Annotated in this window: 27 protein-coding genes; 8 read left to right on the top strand and 19 right to left on the bottom strand. The window is 63.1% G+C overall.

Annotated features, from left to right (window positions below; all coding sequences use genetic code 11):
• Positions 1–3 precede the first annotated feature (3 nt).
• From VLK31_RS20940 to VLK31_RS20920, 5 genes are all read right to left on the bottom strand, one after another.
• Complete coding sequence (locus tag VLK31_RS20940) at positions 4–1281, bottom strand: TRAP transporter large permease (RefSeq protein WP_409170359.1); 1278 nt, start codon at positions 1279–1281, stop codon at positions 4–6.
• Entirely contained in the window at positions 1278–1772 is a 495-nt protein-coding gene (locus tag VLK31_RS20935) for a TRAP transporter small permease (RefSeq protein WP_409170358.1), read from the bottom strand. The genes VLK31_RS20940 and VLK31_RS20935 overlap by 4 nt, the downstream gene beginning before the upstream one ends.
• Complete coding sequence (locus tag VLK31_RS20930) at positions 1769–2695, bottom strand: TRAP transporter substrate-binding protein (protein WP_409170530.1); 927 nt, start codon at positions 2693–2695, stop codon at positions 1769–1771. The genes VLK31_RS20935 and VLK31_RS20930 overlap by 4 nt, the downstream gene beginning before the upstream one ends.
• Before the next feature lie 109 nt (positions 2696–2804).
• The gene (gene denD / locus VLK31_RS20925; protein ID WP_409170357.1) at positions 2805–3824 is read right to left on the bottom strand and encodes a D-erythronate dehydrogenase; all 1020 of its coding nucleotides are present in this window, start codon (positions 3822–3824) and stop codon (positions 2805–2807) included.
• Positions 3825–3911: 87 nt separating this feature from the next.
• Positions 3912–4352, bottom strand: a complete 441-nt coding sequence (locus VLK31_RS20920; RefSeq protein ID WP_409170356.1) for an OsmC family protein — start codon at positions 4350–4352, stop codon at positions 3912–3914.
• 212 nt (positions 4353–4564) lie between these two features.
• Between VLK31_RS20920 and VLK31_RS20915 the strand changes: the two genes are divergently transcribed.
• The 6 genes from VLK31_RS20915 (at position 4565) to VLK31_RS20890 (ending at position 11039) form a co-directional block, all read left to right on the top strand.
• Complete coding sequence (locus tag VLK31_RS20915) at positions 4565–6256, top strand: long-chain fatty acid--CoA ligase (protein WP_409170355.1); 1692 nt, start codon at positions 4565–4567, stop codon at positions 6254–6256.
• Positions 6253–6438 carry a hypothetical protein gene (locus tag VLK31_RS20910; protein WP_409170354.1) on the top strand — a complete coding sequence of 62 codons (186 nt, stop codon included), beginning with the start codon at positions 6253–6255 and terminating at the stop codon, positions 6436–6438. The genes VLK31_RS20915 and VLK31_RS20910 overlap by 4 nt, the downstream gene beginning before the upstream one ends.
• A gap of 144 nt (positions 6439–6582) precedes the next feature.
• Complete coding sequence (locus tag VLK31_RS20905) at positions 6583–7290, top strand: hypothetical protein (RefSeq protein ID WP_409170353.1); 708 nt, start codon at positions 6583–6585, stop codon at positions 7288–7290.
• 188 nt (positions 7291–7478) lie between these two features.
• Positions 7479–8249 (top strand): helix-turn-helix transcriptional regulator, encoded by a 771-nt coding sequence (locus VLK31_RS20900; RefSeq protein ID WP_409170352.1) that lies wholly within the window; start codon positions 7479–7481, stop codon positions 8247–8249.
• A gap of 361 nt (positions 8250–8610) precedes the next feature.
• Positions 8611–9810 carry a hypothetical protein gene (locus VLK31_RS20895; protein WP_409170351.1) on the top strand — a complete coding sequence of 400 codons (1200 nt, stop codon included), beginning with the start codon at positions 8611–8613 and terminating at the stop codon, positions 9808–9810.
• A gap of 5 nt (positions 9811–9815) precedes the next feature.
• On the top strand, positions 9816–11039 hold the full coding sequence (locus VLK31_RS20890) for a hypothetical protein (protein ID WP_409170350.1): 1224 nt from the start codon (positions 9816–9818) through the stop codon (positions 11037–11039).
• A 499-nt stretch (positions 11040–11538) separates the two neighbouring features.
• On the opposite strand, the gene VLK31_RS20885 is transcribed toward VLK31_RS20890, so the two are convergent.
• From VLK31_RS20885 to VLK31_RS20875, 3 genes are read right to left on the bottom strand one after another with little or no spacing between them, the layout of a single operon-like run.
• Positions 11539–12615, bottom strand: coding sequence for a hypothetical protein (locus VLK31_RS20885; RefSeq protein WP_409170349.1), 1077 nt, complete (start codon positions 12613–12615; stop codon positions 11539–11541).
• Positions 12616–12660: 45 nt separating this feature from the next.
• On the bottom strand, positions 12661–13071 hold the full coding sequence (locus VLK31_RS20880; RefSeq protein WP_409170348.1) for a hypothetical protein: 411 nt from the start codon (positions 13069–13071) through the stop codon (positions 12661–12663).
• 60 nt (positions 13072–13131) lie between these two features.
• Positions 13132–13503 (bottom strand): hypothetical protein, encoded by a 372-nt coding sequence (locus VLK31_RS20875; protein WP_409170347.1) that lies wholly within the window; start codon positions 13501–13503, stop codon positions 13132–13134.
• 152 nt (positions 13504–13655) lie between these two features.
• Here VLK31_RS20875 and VLK31_RS20870 point away from each other — a divergent pair, with 152 nt between their 5' ends.
• On the top strand, positions 13656–13922 hold the full coding sequence (locus VLK31_RS20870; protein ID WP_409170529.1) for a helix-turn-helix domain-containing protein: 267 nt from the start codon (positions 13656–13658) through the stop codon (positions 13920–13922).
• Positions 13923–14495: 573 nt separating this feature from the next.
• Here VLK31_RS20870 and VLK31_RS20865 read toward each other — a convergent pair.
• The 9 genes from VLK31_RS20865 to VLK31_RS20825 form a co-directional block, all read right to left on the bottom strand.
• Positions 14496–15281: a hypothetical protein gene (locus VLK31_RS20865; RefSeq protein WP_409170346.1), complete on the bottom strand. Its 786-nt coding sequence runs from the start codon at positions 15279–15281 to the stop codon at positions 14496–14498.
• Positions 15282–15510: 229 nt separating this feature from the next.
• A complete protein-coding gene (locus tag VLK31_RS20860; protein ID WP_409170345.1) occupies positions 15511–15771 on the bottom strand; it encodes a hypothetical protein in 261 nt (86 codons plus the stop codon).
• Positions 15768–16004: a hypothetical protein gene (locus tag VLK31_RS20855; RefSeq protein ID WP_409170344.1), complete on the bottom strand. Its 237-nt coding sequence runs from the start codon at positions 16002–16004 to the stop codon at positions 15768–15770. The genes VLK31_RS20860 and VLK31_RS20855 overlap by 4 nt, the downstream gene beginning before the upstream one ends.
• Entirely contained in the window at positions 16001–16306 is a 306-nt protein-coding gene (locus VLK31_RS20850) for a hypothetical protein (RefSeq protein ID WP_409170343.1), read from the bottom strand. Before VLK31_RS20850 ends, VLK31_RS20855 begins: the two co-directional genes overlap by 4 nt.
• On the bottom strand, positions 16303–16827 hold the full coding sequence (locus VLK31_RS20845) for a hypothetical protein (RefSeq protein ID WP_409170342.1): 525 nt from the start codon (positions 16825–16827) through the stop codon (positions 16303–16305). The genes VLK31_RS20850 and VLK31_RS20845 overlap by 4 nt, the downstream gene beginning before the upstream one ends.
• A gap of 1 nt (position 16828) precedes the next feature.
• The gene (locus VLK31_RS20840; protein ID WP_409170341.1) at positions 16829–16954 is read right to left on the bottom strand and encodes a hypothetical protein; all 126 of its coding nucleotides are present in this window, start codon (positions 16952–16954) and stop codon (positions 16829–16831) included.
• Positions 16955–17060: 106 nt separating this feature from the next.
• Positions 17061–17375, bottom strand: coding sequence for a hypothetical protein (locus tag VLK31_RS20835; protein WP_409170340.1), 315 nt, complete (start codon positions 17373–17375; stop codon positions 17061–17063).
• Positions 17362–17940, bottom strand: coding sequence for a hypothetical protein (locus tag VLK31_RS20830; protein ID WP_409170339.1), 579 nt, complete (start codon positions 17938–17940; stop codon positions 17362–17364). The genes VLK31_RS20835 and VLK31_RS20830 overlap by 14 nt, the downstream gene beginning before the upstream one ends.
• Before the next feature lie 44 nt (positions 17941–17984).
• A complete protein-coding gene (locus VLK31_RS20825; protein WP_409170338.1) occupies positions 17985–18380 on the bottom strand; it encodes a hypothetical protein in 396 nt (131 codons plus the stop codon).
• Positions 18381–18510: 130 nt separating this feature from the next.
• Between VLK31_RS20825 and VLK31_RS20820 the strand changes: the two genes are divergently transcribed.
• Entirely contained in the window at positions 18511–18741 is a 231-nt protein-coding gene (locus VLK31_RS20820; protein WP_409170337.1) for a hypothetical protein, read from the top strand.
• 13 nt (positions 18742–18754) lie between these two features.
• Here VLK31_RS20820 and VLK31_RS20815 read toward each other — a convergent pair whose 3' ends face one another.
• Both VLK31_RS20815 and VLK31_RS20810 read right to left on the bottom strand, forming a co-directional pair.
• Positions 18755–19459, bottom strand: coding sequence for a YqaJ viral recombinase family protein (locus VLK31_RS20815; protein WP_409170336.1), 705 nt, complete (start codon positions 19457–19459; stop codon positions 18755–18757).
• Positions 19460–19593: 134 nt separating this feature from the next.
• The gene (locus tag VLK31_RS20810) at positions 19594–20556 is read right to left on the bottom strand and encodes a DUF932 domain-containing protein (RefSeq protein WP_409170335.1); all 963 of its coding nucleotides are present in this window, start codon (positions 20554–20556) and stop codon (positions 19594–19596) included.
• Positions 20557–20726 lie beyond the last annotated feature (170 nt).

Below are 20726 nucleotides of genomic sequence, written 5' to 3'. Positions count from 1 at the left end.
TTGCTACTTGGCGTAGACCAGGTCGCGCAGTGCCAGCGACACCCACGGCACATAGGTGATCACCATCAGGCACGCCAGGATCACCAGCACGAAAGGCACAAGGTGCCGCACGATGCGGTCCAGCGATATTCGCGCCACCGTGCAGGCCGCGAACAGGTTCACACCGAAGGGCGGCGTGATCATGCCCAGCGCCAGGTTCACCACCATGATCAGCCCGAAGTGCACCGGGTCGATGCCGAAGTGCACCGCCACCGGCGCCAGAATCGGCGCCAGCACGATGATGGCCGCGCTGGTCTCGATGAACATGCCAATCACGAACAGCGCCGCGTTCACGCCCAGCAGGAACATGGCCGGAGACTTCAGCACCTCCTGCAGCCAGTGGCCAATGGCGTCGGGCACGCCCGCGCGGGTGATCAGAAACGCGAACAGCCCCGCGTTGGCAATGATGAACATGATCACCGCCGACGACATCACCGACTTGCGCAAGATCACGTACAGGTCGGTCAGCTTGATCTCGCGGTAGATCACCACGCCCACCACCAGCGCGTAGAACACCGCCACGGCCGAGGCCTCGGTCGGCGTGAAGATGCCGCCGTAGATGCCGCCCAGAATGATCACCGGCATCAGCAGCGCCCAGCCGGCCTGCCACAGCGCACGGCCGAAGGGCATGCGGCCTTCGCCGTCGGTCTTGCCCCAGCCCTTCCACTTGCAGTAGGCCCACACGAAGAACATGAGCGCCAGGCTGATCAGAATGCCGGGGCCGAAGCCCGCGATGAACAGCTCGCCAATGGACACCTCGGCGCTCACGCCGTAAAGAATCAAGGGAATCGACGGCGGAATGATCACGCCCAGCTCCGCGCTGGTGGCCTGCAGGGCCGCCGCGTAAGACGCGGGGTAGCCGTGCTTGATGAGCGCCGGAATCAGGATGGCGCCAATCGCAAAGGTGGTGGCCACCGACGAGCCCGACACCGCCGCAAAGATCATGCAGGTGAGCACGCAGGTCATGGGCAGGCCGCCCTGCACGCCGCCCACGATGCTCTTGGCAAACTCCACCAGCCGGCGCGAGATGCCGCCGGTTTCCATCAGGTTGCCCGCCAGAATGAAGAACGGAATGGCCGCCAGCGGAAACTTGTTGATCGAGTTGAACATCTCCTTCACGGAGATGAGCATGTTGGCGTTGGTGACCTGAATGCCCACGATCGACGAGAGCCCGATGGACACCGCCACGGAAATCGACAGTGCAAAGCACAGCACCATCGTTGCAACCATCACGACACTCATTGCGCGGTCTCCAGTTCGAGCCGCTTGGGGTCGAGAAAATTACCAACGATGCCGAACAGGCAAAACACCGAACCCACCGGCAGCGCCAGGTAGGCCCACACCATCGACAGGCTTTCAAGCCCGGCCATCGACTGCACGCGCCCGCGCATGGCGTAGTCCCAGCCCCACCACAGAATGACGAGCATCAGCGCCAACGCCGCCAGGCTCACCACCGCGTCGAGCACGCGGCGCATGCGCGGCGGGCTCCAGCGGTAGAGCACGTCCACGCTGACCATCGCGCCCTGGCGAAACGCCATCGGAATGCCCATGAAGACCATCCAGATGAGGCTCACGCGAATCAAAATCTCACTCCATTCGGCCGGTTGCTCCAGCACGAAACGGGTGACGATCTGGAACACGCCCAGCGCCGACGCCACGACCAGCATCGCGCAGGCCATCAGCATCGAGAAGCCGGTGGTCCAGCGCTCGATGCCCAGGAACTTGTCTTTCACTTGTAGTCGCGGATCTTGTCGAGATTGGCCTTGCCGAAGTCCTTCTCGAACTGGGCATTGACCGGCGCTAGCGCGGCAACGAACTTGGCCTTGTCGACGTTGTCGATCACCGTCACGCCCTTGGCGCGCAGGTCGGCCACGCCCTTGGCGTCGTCTTCGTCCACGCGCGCGCGGTTGACCTTGGTGCCTTCCTTGGCGGCTTCGAGGAACGCCGTCTTGTCGGCTGCGCTGAGCTTGTCGAAGCTAGCCTTGTTCATCAGGAAGATGCAGGGCGAGTACACGTGCCCGGTAAGCGACAGATGCTTTTGCACCTGGTCGAACTTGGCCGAAATGATGACCGGCAACGGGTTCTCCTGGCCGTCGACCGTGCCTTGCTGCAGCGCGGTGAACACCTCGGGGAAGGCCATGGGCGTGGTGATGATGCCGAAGCCCTTGTAGGCGGCGATGTGCACCGGGTTTTCCATCGTGCGCATCTTCAGGCCCTTCAGATCTTCGGGCACCTTCACGTCGCGCTTGCTGTTGGTCATGTGGCGAAAGCCGTTTTCGGCCCACGCCAGCGCCTTGAAGCCCTTGGCGTCGAACTTGGTGAGCATGTCCTGGCCGATGGGGCCGTCGAGCACGGCGCGCGCATGGGCCTTGTCGCGGAACAGGAAGGGCACGTCGAGGATCTTGGTCTCGGGCACGAAGTTGGGGATGGGGCCCGTGGACGAGAAGGCCAGCTCCTGCGTGCCCAGCTGCACCGCCTCGATCGACTCGCGCTCGCCGCCGAGCGCGCCGTTGTAGAAGGTCTGCACCTTGTAGCGGCCCCCGGTGCGCTTTTCGACTTCCTTGGCAAAGGTGTCGATGGCCACGCCCTGGTGGGAGTTCTGCGCGGTGGAGATGCTGATCTTCATGGTCGTCTGCGCGAAGGCGACCGACGTCATGGCGACAGAACTCAGGGCGAGCGAAAGGCAGGCGGCGGCGATGGGGCCGAATTTCATGGTGTCTCCGGGGAGTTGTTGTCAGGAGCGCGTCAGGTGCGCCGGGCTCTGACTATGCAACACCGGGGAGCTTCACCGCGTCGGGATTTTCACGGACGTAATCGCGAATGACGTCGTCGAAGCTCGCGTCGGCCGTGAGGCCCAGCGCGTTGGCGCGCGCGGTTTCGATGTGGCCCGGCCAGGTCTTCACGATGCGCTGGATGGCCGGGTCGGGCGTGCGGTCGAGCAGGGCGGTGGCGGCCTTGCCGGCCACGCGCTCCAGCGCCGCGGTCATCTCGCCCACGGTGGTGGCGAGCGAGGGCAGGTTGAGCGCGGTGCGCGGGCCCCATTGCGCGTCGGTCGCCTCGGCGGCGCGCAGGATGCCTTCGATGGTGCGCGCCGGCGACGCAATGGCCACCGGCGTGGCGTCGGGCACGGGGCAGGCGGCGGGCAGGCCGGCCAGCGGCTCGCGGACCATGCCGCTGAAGAAGCCCGAGGCCGCGCCGTTGGGCTTGCCGGGTCGCACGCTCACCGTCATGAGCCGCACGCTGCGCCCGCGCACGAAGCCCTTGCGCGTGAAGTCGGCCAACAGCTGCTCGCCGATGAATTTCTGGATGCCGTAGCTGGTCTGCGGCGTGGGCAGCGTGTGGTCGTCTAGCACGCGGGGCAGCGGCTGCTCGGGCGAGTCGCCGAACACCGCGAGCGAGCTGGCGAACACCAGCACCGGCTTCGTGCCCAGCGCGCGCACCCGTTCGAGCAGTGCGTGCGTGGCGGCGAAGTTGCTGCGCATGCCCAGGTCGAAGTCGGCCTCGCATTCGCCGCTGACCGCGGCGGCGAGGTGAAAGATGGCGTGGGCGTCGCGCCAAACGGTGGCGTCGGCATCGGGCGCCAGTTGCGCGTTCAGGTCGCCGGTGACGGCCGTGATGCGGCTGTCGGCGGCCAGGTCGGCAGGGGGTGGGGCGCGGTCCACGAGCGTGATGCCCGCTATGGCTTGGGCCGGCGCGCCCGCCAGCGAAAGCTGGCCGCGTGCGAGCAGCGTGCGCGCCAGGCGCGCGCCCAAAAATCCGGCGCCGCCGGTGATGACGATGTGCATGGGTCTTGTCTCCTTGTTTCGAACAAGGATAGCGCCCGCCAACGCCCGGGCTGCGCCGGCGGACCCAACAGACCCGCCCGTGCGCGCTCAGGCGGCCAGCGTGGCCTTCAGCGTGATCTCCGGCACGCCGGTCAGCGCCTTCGAGAGCGGGCAGCCGGCCTTGGCGGCGGCGGCAATCTGCTGGAACTTGGCTTCGTCGAGGTTGGGCACGGCTGCGTCGAGCTCGAGCGCAATGCGGTCGATCTTGAAGCCGTCGCCGTCCTTGGCCAGGCGCACGGCCGCCTTGGTGTCGATCTTCGTGGCCGCCAGGCCTTCCTTTTCGAGCGCGAAGGCAAATGCCATCGTGAAGCAGGCGGCATGCGCCGCGCCGACGATTTCCTCGGGATTGGTGCCGCGCTTGTCGTCCTCGAAGCGGCTGGCGAAGCCGTACGGGTAGTCCTTCAGCGCACCGGTCTCGGTGCTGACCTGGCCCTTGCCGGTCTTGCCGGCGCCTTCCCAGTGAACGCTTGCGTGCTTGTCTGCTGCCATGTCGGTTCCTTCAGTTGGTGGGTGGGTGAACAAAGAACGTCAGGTATCGCGCGGAACGCAGCCGCTGTCTGTAGTCGCACCGCGCGTGCGACGCAGTGTGAGAAAAAATGGCGTCGCCAATGTGACGCTCCGGGGGCTTCCCCGCTGGGAGCGGCGGCGTTGGCGGCTTAGGCTGGCAGGCTGTTCGCTCTTTCTTCCCGCCTGTTCCCACCATGCAACAACGCCCGCATTACAAGTTCTGGCCCAAACGCCTGCCGCATTCGATCACCGTGCCCGCCACGTCGCTCTGGCACAACCTGGCGACCTCGGCTGCGCGCTACCCCGACAAGGCCGCCCTGGTGTTCTTCGGCCGCGTGATCAGCTACGGCGAGTTCGCCGCGCAGGCCGAGCGCCTGGCCGGCGCGCTGCATGCGCTGGGCGTGAAGCGTGGCGACCGCGTGATCCTGGACATGCAGAACTGCCCGCAACTGGTGATCGCGCATTTCGCGATCCTGCGCGCCAATGCCGTGGTGGTGCCGGTCAACCCGATGAACCGGGCCGAAGAGCTCAAGCACTACATCACCGACCCCGACGCCAAGGTCGCCATCATCACCGGCGACCTGGCCGCCGAGCTGGCCAAGGCCAGCAACGCGCTGCCGCCCGAGCAGCAGCTCGCCCACATGATCGTGACCCAGTTCACCGACGCCTTCGACGCCGATGCGAGCGGTGACGACGCCCCCGCGCCCGCCTGGAAAGACTGGCTCGGCACCCGCCACCCGCTGCCCGAACTGGCCAGCGGCAAGACCCTGGCCTGGACCGACGCGCTGGCCGCCGACCACCCGCCGCCCGCGCACGTGGTGGGCGCCAACGACATGGCCTTGCTGCCCTACACCAGCGGCACCACCGGCCTGCCCAAGGGCTGCGTGCACCACCATTCGAGCCTGATGCACAACGCCGTGGCCGGTCAGATGTGGGGCGGCTCGACCTCCGAGGCGGTGGTGCTGGCCGTGGTGCCCATGTTTCACATCACCGGCGTGGTGAGCATGATGCACACGGCGGTGCTGGCGGCGGCCACGCTGATCGTCATGCCGCGCTGGGACCGCGACGTGGCCGGGCGGCTCATCTCGCGCTGGAAGGTGACGGCGTGGACCAACATCCCGACCATGGTCATCGACCTCATGGCCAGCCCCAACTTTGCGAGCTACGACCTGTCGAGCATGAACTACATCGGCGGTGGCGGCGCGGCCATGCCGCAGGCGGTGGCGCAGCGCCTGTTCGAGCAGTACGGCCTGAAGTACCAGGAGGGCTACGGCCTGACCGAAACCGCCGCGCCCTCGCACACCAACCCGTCGGACAACCCCAAGCAGCAGTGCCTGGGCATTCCGTTCGTGAGCACCGACGCGCGCGTGGTCGACCCCGACACGCTGGCCGAAATGCCCATCGGCGAGTCGGGCGAAATCATCATCCACGGGCCCGAGGTGTTCCAGGGCTACTGGAAGCGCCCCGACGCCACCGCGGCCGCGTTCGTCGAGTTCGAGGGCAAGCGCTTCTTTCGCTCGGGCGACATGGGCCGCATGGACGAAGACGGCTACTTCTTCATCACCGACCGCCTGAAGCGGATGATCAACGCGAGCGGCTTCAAGGTGTGGCCGGCCGAAGTCGAGCTGCTGATGTTTCGCCACCCCGCCATTCAGGAGGCCTGCGTCATCTCGACCAAGGACGCCTACCGCGGCGAGTCGGTCAAGGCCGTGGTGGTGCTGCGCGCCACGCACAAGGACACGACCGAGCAGCAGATCATCGACTGGTGCCGCGAGAACATGGCGGTCTACAAGATTCCGCGCAAGGTGCAGTTTGTGGATGCGCTGCCCAAGAGCGGCAGCGGCAAGGTGATGTGGCGGCTGCTGCAGGAGCTGGAGGTCTCATGAGCAAAAGGCTGCTTGCTACATTTTTTGTAGCACTTTGCCGAAAAGGTCATTTTTACGGAAAAAATACGGAAGTCCATTTTTGGGGCTCGCTGTCTGGCGGTGATTTCGTTGCCCGTCCAAAGACGTCCGATTCGTTTGACGAAAAAGCTTTGGGAGCGGAAATCGACCGCGCAGTCGCGTAGGGTTCTAGATCGCGGTTTTGCGACAGCTAGACAAGTCTGGGGCACGTTAGTCTTCGAGGGCAGGCTAATCGACGGGGCACGGCAGTGCGAAGGGCGTGCTAACCTCGTGTTTCATTTTGTATCCACCGAGACCGAGATTTTCCAATGAACGCCGAGCACTTCCCGGAAGTCCCAGAACAATATAGTCGAATCGTGCAGAGAGCTCAGCGCCTCCTGAACACGCTGGAGCACTGGTATCTCGAGATTAAGCCCGAGCATGGAGAGACTGGTTTTAGGGAGCGCGTGTTTAACAGGATGAATGACCCGGCGATCGCAGTTCCGGAGGAACTGATCCTCTCCACGGGTGAAGTCCGGATGGAAAAAGTCACCGAGTTGATCGAGCTTGAAGGGGATACCATCCCGTCGGATCTTTGGTGGATTTACGGCGCTTGCGCGCACGTTGTGGCCTCCTCCAGAGCCCTTAACGCCAACGACTTAGACCGTGCATGGGAGCTCATGTGCGATGCACATACGCCGACCGGAGCTATGTTGGTGACGAACCGAGCGGAAGAAATACTCACCAAAACCATCGCTGGTCTAGTTAACCAAAAAAGAGCCTCAAACGCTGCCAAGGGCCGTCATGTAAAAGACTATAAATTGCAAGCTTTCGCATATGACATCGTGCGTGCAGGTGAGCGGTGGTCCAAACCGATGGACGCGGTCCGCATGCTGGAAAAAAAGCTCATAGAGCAGTTCGCGGAGGACTATCACTTGAACAGTCCCCATCGAACCATTCGCAGGTGGCTGCACGAGATGCCTGACCGCGACCAGTTTTTTCCAAAAAAAAGAAAAAGGGCATACGCTCAAGGATAGACATGTCAATCAGTGGACTACGGTCCGCCGAGCCGAGGCCAAATCGGGCGGAATTCGCGCCTCAATGAAGTCTGCCCAGCAGACGTAAGTTCGAAAGTTTCGTCTGCTCGGCAGAGGTGTATCCGAGGTAGTTTGATCTGGAGAGACTTGGTCCTGTCGCAACCAACCACTACCGACGGAGAACCAAGATGCCCAACGCGAACCAAATGCCGATCCCGGCTGCCCGAAGCTACCAACTTATCCGCAAGAAACGCTTGCTCGAGAAGGTTCCTTTTTCGAAGACCACGCTGCACGCAAAAATGGCGAAAGGCCCGTATCAAGATACGACCTTTCCCCTTCCAATCTACTTTCCCAACAGTCGCATCCCGTACTGGCCCGAGGACGCCATCGACAACTGGATCGCCTTGGCTGAGCGCCGCTCCTTCCAAGGCAATAAAGCTTTCGGCGAGTTGGGGCACACGACCGCCCAGGTGTCCTCTTCGTTGACTGCGCCCCAGGCGGAGCCCGAGAACCCTCTTGAGCAATCCATTCCGAACCACCGCGACGCTATTCGCAGCGTGCTTACCGCCGCCGACCTCAACGGACGTCCCAAGCAGATATCCGTCGCGGTGGGCCGCAAGCGCGCAGCGATGCCCATCGCCGTAGCGCCCGTGGCCCAGACCCCGTTGGAAACGCGGACCGAGGCGGTCGCCCCCGGCCATGACGCAGAGCTCTGGACTTACACGTCCGAGACGGAGGAATCCATTCAGGGTCAACCGGAACGCTTGCTGCCCATGCCGCACGAGGTGACCCACGTGTATGGCGAGTGCGCCGATCACGACGTGACCCCCGTGTATGGCGAGTGCGCCGATCACGAGGTGACCCCCGTGTATGGCGAGTGCGCCGGTATCGCCCGCGCGCGGCAGGTTGCTCCTGAACGTCCGCCTGCGTCCCCCGTGTTCCCTACGGGCCGGCTCTGAGCATTTCTCACTCGACAGCGAACTAAACCGCCAGCGGACAACCATCGGGCACCCAGGTAACGACGGTTGTCCGACGGCGGACTATATATGTCGCCAGTGGAACCAAAACGCCAGCAAATTGGTTGGGACCAAATTGCTGAGCCGCTGCGCATTCGAGTCAGCTTGATGCCGAGACCTTCGGCCTCGTCGAATTCGAATTTCGCCATTACCACTAACACTATTGCAAACCCTCACCTCTCTGGGGAGTAAGAGATCTGAAACTTCCTTCCGCCGGAAGGGCTCAGCCTTCTCAAAGCAATTGTTAGGTCTCTCTTTTTATCGATCGCTGCCATCAGGGCAGCGTGGACAAGTGCATTTTAAAATGAACGAACCAAAGCATGAAGTGCGTGAGCAGATCACGCACACCTCCGACGAGGCAGCTTACAACGCCATGGCCCGGCTCGCTCTCCGTCAGCAAGCCATTGAACGCACCCTGCAAGACGATGAGCACCCCGAAAAAGGTCTTCAAGTTGCTCGCGGCAAGGCCCACGACCAAATCATGTCGCTCTTGCACGACTTGGCAAAAGACGTCCTGCGCCCCTCGGATCCGCCTTTCTACGTTGAGCACGAGAAAACCCGCAGCTTCGTGCGCTGCACGCCGCTCGGTCAGCAATTGCTTGACGTGGCATGCGCTGACTTCTATCAAATCGAAGCGGACTACCCGTTGCACGACTTTTCCCCGATTTACAAGGTCTTCGCGCGCCTGCGCCGCCTTATGCCAGTCTTTTCGTCCGCCTTCTTCAACCGCTCGGTCTTGCCGAATGACGCCGACCTGACGCAAGTGGCCGCACTTCGGCTGGTGGACGCACTGCGCCGTGCGTTTGGCCGCGAATCGGTCAAGTCGGCGAATGAAAACTTCCGCCGTGGTGCAATGGACAATTTCAACGGCCTGAGCGATTCGGTGAGCTGGCTGGCCCAGCGTCATCAGGAAGTGATCGGTCTGCGCTTTGACTTGTTTCAACGTGCGGTTGACTCCCAGCCGGTCAGATTCGGTGATCATCCCAGTCTGGACGGCCTAGACGAATTCATGGCCTGGCGCGAGCGTTTTCATCGCTCGCTAGACCGTCATTTCGGTAAAAAGCTGCTGGGCTACTTCTGGGCACTCGAATATGGCCGTGAGAGCAAGTTTCACATTCACTACTTCGTCATCGTTGACGCCCGTGTGCGTGTGGATCACGTGGACCTAGTCGAAATGTTGGGCGGGAAGTGGGCGTCCGTGACCGACGGTCGCGGCTACGTCTACAACGCCAACGCGCACGCCAACCGTCAGACCTACCCTGCGCTCGGGCGCATTGATTTGAACAACCCGCAGACGATCAAAGGTCTGCAGTTCCTCATGAGCTACTTGACACTCGCCGGGCTGTTCGTGAAGCTGGACGTGAAGAAGCGCTTTCGCACGTTCGCGAAAGGCCGATTCCCGAAAAAAGCTTTGCGCAAGGCGGGCCGTCCGCAGGATCGCGCATATGGCTCCCGTCTGAAGATCTCGGTTGCCGAGGCTCGTGGCGTCATGAAGTTCATCTGAGGGCTATGAACATGTTCCCCTTCCCTCAGAACGCCGAGGGGTGCTTGCCCCCTCAGGAGCGGATGGCGAGCATCCGCTCGCCTATTTTGCGCGGTCACCTGCCGGCTCGGGCCGTGCCGCGCATTGCGAAGAGCCAGCTGCTGCGCCTGGCGCTGGCCGAGCGCATGTGCGACCTCATGATGCACCAGCCTGCGGTTCGCCCAGTTCCTGTGCAAGGCTGGCAGCCTGCCTATGCGCCTCATGGAGGCGTCATAACGCCGCTGACAGCCCAGTGGCTCCCCAGATGGGAAACCATGGGCTGCGGCGACACTCTGCTGACGGTTAAGGCCTTCTCCAAGGCCTGCATCTCCACAAGCGCTGCCGACACCTCGGCCTTCAATCACACGCCGCGCGGCTGGAAGGCCAATCGCTTGGGAAACAGCTTTCTCGATGTTGCGCCTTTAATCGAATTCTGGAGCCAGGCTCGGCGTGGCGACTTGCGGTTTGATCCGCAGGTGGAGTTGGCTATCGACGTGTTCCAGCAGGTCGGCTTGGCGGAGGGAACAGCGATGGGACCACTCGGGCAGGTCGAGTGCTGGTTCGCCCAGGGTTACGCGATTGCATCCGTTGCCGTCCGGGTGAATGCGTTCGTCAATGAACTCGGAAAGCGCGGCAGGCAAGTCAGGACCGCCCGGAAAGTGCATCGCCATGAAGACCTGCATACGGCCCGCGGACGCGAGGTTCGCTCGTACCTTACGGGGGCGCTCAGGCGCCATCCCGGGTCCCATGTCATGCGATTCGAGCTGTGCGTGAGCCGCAACACCAAGGTGGGCCGGGAGGACGAATACGACTTCATGCTGGAGGCCAGCACGCGCTATGAGCGCGAACTGAAGGAGATGTTCGGAACGGCCATCGTGGCCGATGTCCGCAAGATCGATCGCGGAAACACGAGCCGGTATTTGGTCCATTTCCTGTTGGCTCTGGACGGGCCTCGCCCGGCTGAGCTCATCGCGATCCGGCAAACTGCCTCAGACCGCTGGAACGCGCAGATGCAAGGGATTGGCTACCTGGTCAATACGAACGAGGTGGACAGTTTCGTATATCGGGGCATGGGCAAGCAGTCTGGGCGTTGCGAATCGACCGAAATCCAACTCATCAAGGCCGCAGCCTTCCTAGCCGACACGGATCGCGTGATTCAAGTGGGTTCCGACGGCATGCACGATGGACTCATTTTTGGGATCTGTGCCTGACCGACGTATGCAACAGGACGAAGGCCCACCGACCACCAGAACCGGGAATGCGCCGTCGCGGCCAACCCCGACACCTTCCGGTTCTGCTTCATCGAGAAAAACCGCATCGACGCGTTTTCGCAGATCGCTGATCGCGAGGTCTTGGCGTCGTGCCGACAGGGCCTCGAGATGCTGTCCGAGAAGATGTGGCGCTGGCTCGGCATACTCAACCTGCAATTTGCCGGAGTCGGCGCCGAACCCGGCCTTCGCAATCTCTGCGATGCGATGCGCTGCGCAAACGGCTCACCGATGCTGCCATTCAGGTGTGTAGCCTCGCAGCCTCGAGAGTACTGGGCGAACAAAAAAAGAAGCGTTTGGCGGAGTATGCCTGGGCATCTCCACACCCTCGTCGGCCCACAGGAGCGGACGAGGTTGCTTCGCTGCCTTCGCAAACTTCAGATGCTGCAACGGGAAAGCCCCTTAATTCCTTCGCCGCTTGCCCGCCCGAGATGTGATTGCTTCAGGAAGCGTCCTTGCGAGGCGCGCATCCCTCAGAGACCGTGTGGCCGCAAACGATCGGAAACGTTTCCATTGCCTCGAAGTTGTTCGACGGAAGTTGCAGGCGCGACTTCACTGCTTCGTCCACCAGCTGCTGCATCCTCTTCGGATCCAGCAGCACGGCCGCGACATACGACGAGTTCACGGCCGTCTCCATCTGAGCGTCGGAGACCCACTTGGCCGAACGCAACTCGACCGGGGACTTCTTGTTGACCTGGAACGTGATCTTCAACTGAAGCTTCTGGCCCTTGGCACGAGCGATGAATTCATCCGCGCGCTTCATGCCGGTCGCCTCTTTTTCGGCGACAGCTGTGTAGTAGCGCTCCTTCCAGGCAAGCATGCCCTGCGTCATGTGCTCGTATTCAGCGACGCTCTTGTACGGATTGGCTCCGAGAGAAGGAGCGGCAACGGGATTGTCACGTGCTTTCTCTGCGGCAGCGACCAAGACATCGGAGGTGGCGATGGCCGATTTTGTGGACGCGATGTCCGCCTCGAGGCGGCGGGCGACGTATGGAGGGGCGCGCTTGCCATCAGGCTGCTCTGCGCTGGCCTTCTCGTGCTCGGCCGACAGGGTATCGATCATTTGCTGCAAGTACTGGCGCCGCGCTTTTGCGTCGTCAACCCTGGCTTGAGCTTCACTGCGGTCACGAGCAGCACCTTGCTCCACGGTTTGCTTGTGCTGCGCGAGCGTAGCCAGCGCGTCGGTCCAGATCGTATCGAACGTCTTGCTCAGCGCCTTGATGCGATGTGTGTTGTCCGCCCTGGCCCGGTCGACCTGCGCGGAAGTGATTTCTGCGGTGCAGGTGTACTCGACGACAGAGCGGCCGTTGTCGTCGTCGCGATGGCTCCACGCGGTGGATTCGCAGCCCTTGGCGTCGTCCAGCGCTTCGCCGAAGGTGAAGTCGCTTTGCGGCACGGAAGATTTCTTGACCGCCGTGATGCTGGAATCAGTGCAGCCGGTGAGGCCGAGGCACAACAGCCCGCCGGCGAGGATCGATTTTGTTGAGAGTTTTGACATGTGGACGAGTGGTGAGGTCATGCCGCAGCAGGCCGCTCCCCAGGATCAGGAAGTCGGCCGGAAGCGCTAGCAGCGATATTTCTTGTTGATGGGCCGGCGTGGGTCAGTTCCAAGGACCGCGCCTTCTTTGGTCATGCACACGCCATCAACGCAGCTGTAGCCGGGCGAGGTCAGCACAGCGCGATCGGCGTCACCGATCTCACAGCGAAGCTCGTCGAAGTCGAACTCCTTGTACGTTTTCACGCGGTCGGTGGTTGTGTAGTACACGCCGTTGCCGCCGGCCTGCACCTGGATCGGATAGACGGGGTACTTGAGGTCGCGGCTCCAGCCCTGAATCTGAACTTCCATGGCCGAGCGGTCGATCTGATGCTTGACGGCATCTGGGTTGATGAGTGGATCGCCGCCCTTGGCAAGAGCCAAGGGGGTGACGACGATGGCGGTGAGCATCGCGAAGGCGGCGCCGAGTATGGTTTTCATGAAGGCCTCGGAGTAAGTGGACGTAGGCGGGGTCGGCTGGACTGTCCGACACCCCGCTGCTCAGCCGAGCCGGGTGTCGGTAGCCTTCGGTGCAACCAGCCGCGGGACATTCCAGTCAGCAGGGAAGTCGGCGACGGGCGTCCAACCGCTTTTGACGTAGCTGCGAGCAGAAAAGCGGTTACCGAAGTAGCCCACCAGACCACACGCCGCGATGGCGCCAAGGAAGCGGGCGGGCTCCAGATCAAGGTCGAAAACCATGATCGTGATGAAGCCGGTGAGCATGTAGGCCGCATACATCGCTGCGGCACAGCCGGCAGCCAGCAGGAACTGGCTGCGCATCAGTAAGGCAATCGGTCCGAAGCAAAAGATCTGCCACGAGAAGCCGTGCTTGACGAAACGGGTTTGGTTGTTTTTGGCAAAGTGGATGTTCACGACGGATTCCATAAATCTGTGAAGTTAGAAGGACGGGTTCAAGGTTGGCGACCTGCGAGCAGAGAAGACAGCCGCTCCAGTCGACCTGAGGCGTTGGAATGTTATCAATAGACACGTGTCTATTGGAAACATTTGCGTGAGAGTTGTGCGTGATGCGACCAAGCCGCAACGCGCTCCTTTTGCAAGCTCTCGGTACTGCTCTTAAGGAGCGGAGGAATGAGCTTGGCTTGACACAAGAGGATGTGGCCGGGGCCGCCGAGCTGGATCGGCCCTTCATCACGATGATCGAGGCTGCTAAAAAGCAGCCGACAGTCAGCGTTCTTTGGAGGCTGGCGGCGGCTCTTCAGATGAGCCCAGCGGACTTCGTGAATCGGGTGGACCAGCGCTATTCAAGCTATCTGGCAAAGCCCGATAACTAGTCCCTCCCGCACAGGCTTGCAGTACCAGGCCCCGTGCACGGCGAGATACTTCGGTGGACCACCGGCCGTCGGTCACACACGTGTATCAAGCCCGCCCCTCCAATCCGCACAGGGCGAGCCGTTGTCAATCTCCCGCGGAAGGGAGCGGTGCACCCAGCCAACTGACCGGTGGGAAGGGGTCAAGCGCTGCAGCACCTGACCCGGAGGCGCGACTTTCAGCAGCGACGCTGCCTCGAGCGCCATTGCCAGCCAACCCCAAATCCGAACAGAAGGCCGACCGCCAGCACGATCGCGAACGCAGCCAGGTATTCGAGGGGCCCTGGAAATGCTGTCATCGCGCTCCCCATGCGTTCATGCCTCCCGTTTCGGCGCTGTGACGGAAAGGCCGTGCGTGCTCCCGATCACCAGGCCCTGCACGTTGGACCTCCTCTTCAAGGGCACGCTGCACCCGAGCGAGCCGGCATGGATCGCGCTGCTTGCCGAGCAGTCCAGCGCGGTCCACGCGCTCCAGGAAGGCTTCATCGAACTCGACGCCTGCGTCGGCCACCGGCGATTGGCCCGCGTGAGACGTCGTCATTGCAGATTCTCCCGAAGAAATACCGCTTGCACGCGCGATGCCCCACTGCCGTGAGCCGGAAAGCCCACGATCGCCGCACGATCACGCTGCTGACAGATCCCGCAGTTCAGGCAATCGGAATTCCCGGTGCTGGCCGGGCAAACGATCACTTGGCGCCCGGCCGTTGTGCAGGTGGACTTGGTGGCGTCGTGCGGCAGCACGACCACCACGGGCGCGATGCCCAGATCCGCATAGGCGTCGGCTTGCGCCAAGGTCTCCGCACTGAGGTTGACCGTGAAGCCAAGCCTGTTGGCGTTGTGGATCGCTATCTGGTTGAAGGTCGTCGGCGGGTAGTGCGTATAGGTGAACCCACGACGCCCTCTGTTCGCCATGGCCAACCGTGTCAGAAGTTGCGCGTCGATGACCCCAGGCGCCTCGGGCGTCAGGTCCCCCGCCTGGTTGTGGCGCCACAGTGCATGTCGTCGCAAGGTGGCAACCTCCTGCAGCAACTCGTCGAAACTGCTGCCCCGCTTTCCGCGGGACACCGCATTCCAATGGATCGCCAGCGGCCCGCTTTCCGCATAGCAACCGTTGCCTTTGAAGCTGCAGTTCGGCGGACACGAGTTCGCACTCGTGGTCGTGACCGGAATCGGGCCGGTCTTGCGGTTGCGGCTGACACGTATCAGGTGATAGGTGAACACACCCTGTGCGAAGGGAAGCGCAGGGGGAAGATCCGAGCGGCTTTGAGGCGCACGGTCCGGGTTCGGGCGAGCCTCCGCCCGCGCCATGATTGAGATGGACAAAGTCGAATCCTCTATTTTGTGAGCGCGGCCATCGGCAGCGCCAGGAAGAGCCGGCCTAAGGGGCCGAGCCAGACCCACGCGCGAACACCCTCCACGCTCCAGGCCAGAAGGCCAGGGCGTGGAGGGTGTGTGTGCTGGGATACGGGTGGGAAAGGACGTGGACCGCAAAGGTCCGACGCGAGCGCGATGCTCCCTTGCGTAACTGCATCGAGTCAGCGGGTGCTGAGGATCAAGTTCCCTGCGAGGGTGTGACGGGCAGTGGGTTCGTGCCGCTTCTGCCAAGCCTTCCGGCCAGTTTGTCCCGAACCTCGACAGCGCAGCCGTGCCAGGCATGACCGCTGACCATCGGCGTGTCGAGTGCCTCTGGCGCCATCGCAGCCACGCGCTTGGCGTACTGTTCCAGCGCCTGCATGACAAACGCCTGGATGAGCGCGCCATGCGCACTGAATTCCATCAGGTCGGTGACGAATTCGACGTTGGTCGATGTCATTGCGCGCTCTCCCCGCATGCCGACTGGAGGATCTCGAAGCCCGCACCGACCATCAAGCCAGGATCGAGCAGCATCACCAGGTCATCGGACAGGCCCACGCGCATCGACGCCCACTCAGCCTCACTCAGCCCGTCTTCGAGTGCACGGGCCATGGCGGCATGCTGCAACGCCGCTTTATAAAAAACGGCAAGGTCAGCAGTGAACACCAGCGTCGTTCGGATCGGGGCGTTCATGAGCGCTCCCCAGCGAGAGAGATTTCCGCACCGAAGGCCAGCGCCGCGTTGTCGGGGCTGGGTGGTCCGTTCTGGCGGATCCACCAGTCGGGCGGGCTGTACGGTACGGTCATCACACCCAGGTACCCGTTCTGGGAGGCATAGCCCACCACCTTGGCGCGGCCGACGGCGTTGATGCGGATGATCACGTCTTCGCCGATCAAGGGAACGTCGAAGTCGGCTGACCACTTGGGCATGTCCTGGGTGATGGGGTCGCGGGTGTAGGCTGGCACTGTGGTGTGCCGCTGGAACGTGTGTTTCATGGATGGTTCTCCTGGGGCGGCAACACCGTCGCGTTGCCGAGCTGTCGGGATTTCATGCACAGGCCAAGGCCGTCGCTCTCGCGCTCGACCTCCCACCCGCGGCGTCCGAGGCTGCGCCGCAGGACATAGGTGTGGGCGTCGTAAGAGACGCGTGTGCCCAGCCGGATGGCAGCCCGTCGGGCCGTCGGGTTCGCGTGGAACGCACGCACCTTCTCGCGCCACGGGCCGGCGTACGGCCCTGTCGGGGCATCGGCCTGCGCAAGGAAGGCGAGCGGACAGTCGTAATAGCAAGGGCCGCAGGTCTCGTCCATGCTCTTGATCGCCGCCTGACCACCCCGGCAATCGATGAGCGTCAGGCCGATCCAATTGCGGCCGACCTGCGCACCCGAGCGGGTCTGGGCCAGGAACCACAGCCGATTGCCGATCACGCGGTGTGCGAGCACCGTGGAATAAGCGCCCACATTGGCCAGCTCGTCGTGGACGGCCTGGTCCTTGGTGGCGCGGTAGACGATGGTCCCCATGTCAGGCTCCTTCGAGCACCGAATGGCTGGGCGTGAAGCCGGCGCCAGGCACGTGGGGAGATGAGAGTCGAATCAGGATGGCCATCAAGGCTGTACCGATCCTTGAAGAGAAGGTGTTGTTGTGCATCGGATGGACGTAAAAAAGCCCGCGGAAGGCGGGTTGGATGGATAGGTGAATGGGTGGGAAAGAGTGAGTGGTTGGTGGTGATCGAAAGCGACCTCGCCGCAAGGCGTCATACAGGTTGCATGGCGTCTTCCGGCCGGCGCTCAGGGGTCTCGTCGGTTGGGCTCACGGCATCGCTGGGCATCCAGAGCCAGCCCATGACGAACGCACCCTCAGCGCTGGCTGAAATGAAGGTGTCCTCCGCGTCGATTTCGATGTCGTCGTCCGCATAGAGGCCGATGGCGCGTTCGATCAGGTCCTGATGCTTCAGCCGGTCGTCGGCGATTTCCTGCAAGCGCTGGTCCAGCGCGCGCACGGCCGCGGCGAGATCGCCACGCTCCCAGCAGACCACGACCTCGCGCGCCAGGCGCTCAAGCGTGAGCATGGGAAGCCTCCAGGCCGTGGACATAAGCCTCGATGCGCGTGTGCTCCGCCGGCGAAGAGCGCCTCAGGATGTCGATCACCTTCAGGTGCAGCGGCGTGGTGCGGGTCCAGACCCGGTGCCAGGCCGCTGCATCGTCGGGCAATGCACCGTCTCCCTCGTCGGGACTGTCGATGCGCTCGAGCCGAAGCTCAACGATGTCACCGAAGTGCGTGAAGAGCGACCAGCCTTCGGCGCAGGCCTCGGCGTTTTCCTCTGCGGTGAGCAAGGACGCCGCATCGTGCGCACCGGCTACCTCCGACCTCGGTGGCTCGAAGTCGTTGAACTCGCACGCCTCGGCAATGATCTGGCGCATTGCCAGCGGCCCCATCGCATCGGCGGCCTCCTGCTGCGCATCGTCGATGTCGCTCCAGTCCACGGAGCCATCGCCGCCATTGGCGATGTCGGCGATCTCATAGGCACGCGCCACGCTGTGCGCGCAATGAATGGCACGCTGCAGCTGATGTCCGGTGTAGAGACTTCCTCCAAGGAGGTACTGGCCGGCTGCGTTAATGAGGACCGAGGTCATGGCGGGTCCCGCGCGAACATCGGACGGGGGAGACGTCGAACGGATCAGGGCCATGGAAAGACCTCGCACTCCAGAACGGCCGGTAGCACCAGGTTGTTGCCCGCGAGCTCCAGGGCCTCGCATTGGTACGTCTGCGCGAGCCGGAGTAATCGGCGCAGTGCGTGCCATCCCAGCGCCTGAGCCGCCGCGATGTTGTCAGCCGTGACATCGGCGCGCCAGCTGTAGTCGTCCAGCTCGAGGATCAGGAGGCCACCGGCAGACTGGAAAGCGCCGCAGGGATCACCCGTCTGGTGCTCCGCATGAATCTGTTGGGCGATCTCCCAGGGCAGGTGACGGGCGCTGACCCGCAGCGTCTTGGCAATGTAGCGATGGAGGCCCGAGGACAGCACCACGGAAGGGTCGTGATCCTCAGGAGCGAGAGGGGTTGAATGGTTGTTCATTTCTGATGAGGTTGTGAGAAAGAGAAGAAGAAAGGAGAAGGAGGCCCCTCCCTGCGCTCGCACGGGATGCCCCGTGGCGGCTGCAGGAGAGTTGCCAAGGCACCACGGCTGAGACGGCACAATCTTGGTCATGACGATGAAGCAGGAGCTGCCCGATGAGGTGCTGAGTGCGATGGCCGTCGAGTGGCGCAGGAAGGCCCTCGAGCGCGACGGTCATGCACGCGGCATCGCCCATGAGCTCGAGACGGAATTGCGTCGGCGTGCCGGTGCACCGCTTACGAACTACGACACGATGGACCTCCGGCCCCTCAAGACGAGGACCGCGTCGCGCCGGTGGTGGACGTTCTGGCATCCACGTTGATGAACCTGACGACTCACGGCTCCTGCACCGCCTCATCCCGCGCGGGCGGCGCCTGATCCAGCTCGACCCCGCGCCAGAACGCCCGCTCGGCCTGAATGAGCTGCGCGATCCCGCTCTCGTCGCGCTCGATGCGGTAGATCTGCAAATCCTGGCCGCCCAGCAGCACGACCACATCGGCCGCACGCAGGCCCGTGACGGCCAGCAAGTGCATCACCCGGAGCCTGATGTATTCGGGCACGCCCTGGGCCCAGAGGGGGGCGGCGTTCATTCCCACGCACAGGCACTCGAGCAATTGGATATCGGGTGACGCCACAACCTCGCGCGTGACCGTCGCGACCATCCAAGGGTACTGCGGATGCTGCAGCGTGGTGTGCGTTCGCCGCACCTGGCGCCCGGTCTTGAGGGTGTAATGCGCGGCCACGATCGGCTCGAGCAGCTGGCTCCAGTACGCGCCCCCCTCGTGCTGAATTTGCACAGGCTGTAGGAGGTCCCGCCGGCCGGTCCTCTCCATCCAGAGGCGGATCGGAGACTTGAAGGGATCCTGACCGAGGGCGGCGGCAGCATCGACGTTTCCGATGCCCGCTTCGGGCGGGGTGGGCCAACGATCGGCGATGGGCGCCGCCTCCGACCTGCTTGGGACCGGTACCAGGTGCAAGCCAGCGCGTCCTGTCGGTGAAGGGCGCATGGTCCGCAGGCACTCTGCGCGTGTGTAAATCATGGAGTTCTCCTTGAGAGGGGGATGCCCAACAGCCAGAAGCCCTGTCCTCCTGGTGGAGAGACGGGGCTTCCGGTGAATGGGTGTGGGCGTGGTTCAGGTGGCTCGGGTCGATCTGGTGGCTTCGCCACCGGGTATCAGGCAGTGAGCTGGAGTGCGTGGTCCAAAGCACGTTGTTTCAACGAAGCGCCCTGGCCAAACCAGGCACTGTCGAGGCGGTACTCACGATTTCGGGCACGCCGCTCGTGATCGACGAACTCGGTCATCGCGTTCAGCAAGCCCCAAACCGTTCCCTTGGCGGACGTGAGCTCCGCACCGCGGCCCTGGCCTTCGTAGAGGCTTTGCACCTTCTTGAGAGCACGCGCGTGAGGGATGTCTGCGGCGTGGCTGGCCTGCGGACCACACAGCACGCGAAGGAAGTAGTCGAGGGATTCCTTGCCCTTGACCTTGCGCTCGGACAGCGTCTTCATGCGGTGCATGAAGTGGTCCCACTGCGACACCGCGATGCCCAACTGGCTTTTGATGGCATCGGCATCGAAGCTGGTGTTGTGCGGCACCCGGATGGCGTTGCTCGCCCCGTTCAGTGCGATGGCCAGGGTGTTGTTGCACACCACACGCACAGTGGTGGGGGTCACAGTGGTAGCCAGCGTGCCGTCGCAGGACGTCGCGAACAGCAGGTAGCCGGTCACGAGGTCTCCGCCCTTGAGCACGGTCTCCTTGCCGGTACGCGCCAGCGCCCAGAGCTTGCGGCCAGCCTTGAGGACGCCGGCCGTTTCCATTTCGTAGCCCGAGATCTCGGTGAGGTCCCGGTAGAACTCGAGCACGGCCCGTGGCTGAACCACCTGGTAGCGGCTGCTGACGACAGACAGGGCGGCCCTGGTGTCGCTGCGGTAGAGCACTTTCTGCTCTTCGAAGGATTTCAGAGCCTCGAAGGTGCCGGCGGGTTCGCTCATGTAGCGCACGGGCGTCTCGCAGATGGTCCAGTCCATGCCGGACTTTTGCGCCCAGACTTCGATGGGCTGCTTTGGGGGAAGCTGGGTTCCCAGCAGATGCCAGGGGGTGTCGCCGGTGTAGGCCATGGTTTCGATGAGATGAGCCATGAGGTATCGATTTCCTTTTTGGGGTTGAGAAAGCACAAACGCCCACGCCGGAATGCTGCGGAGGGCGGCATCCGGACGTGGGCGACGAAGACTGGATTTGGGGTTGAGAAAGCACAAACGCCCACGCCGGAATGCTGCGGAGGGCGGCATCCGGACGTGGGCGACGAAGA

The organism is Variovorax sp. H27-G14 (assembly GCF_046156345.1).
GTDB lineage: Bacteria > Pseudomonadota > Gammaproteobacteria > Burkholderiales > Burkholderiaceae_C > Variovorax.
This window is presented reverse-complemented; position numbering and strand designations above follow the sequence as displayed.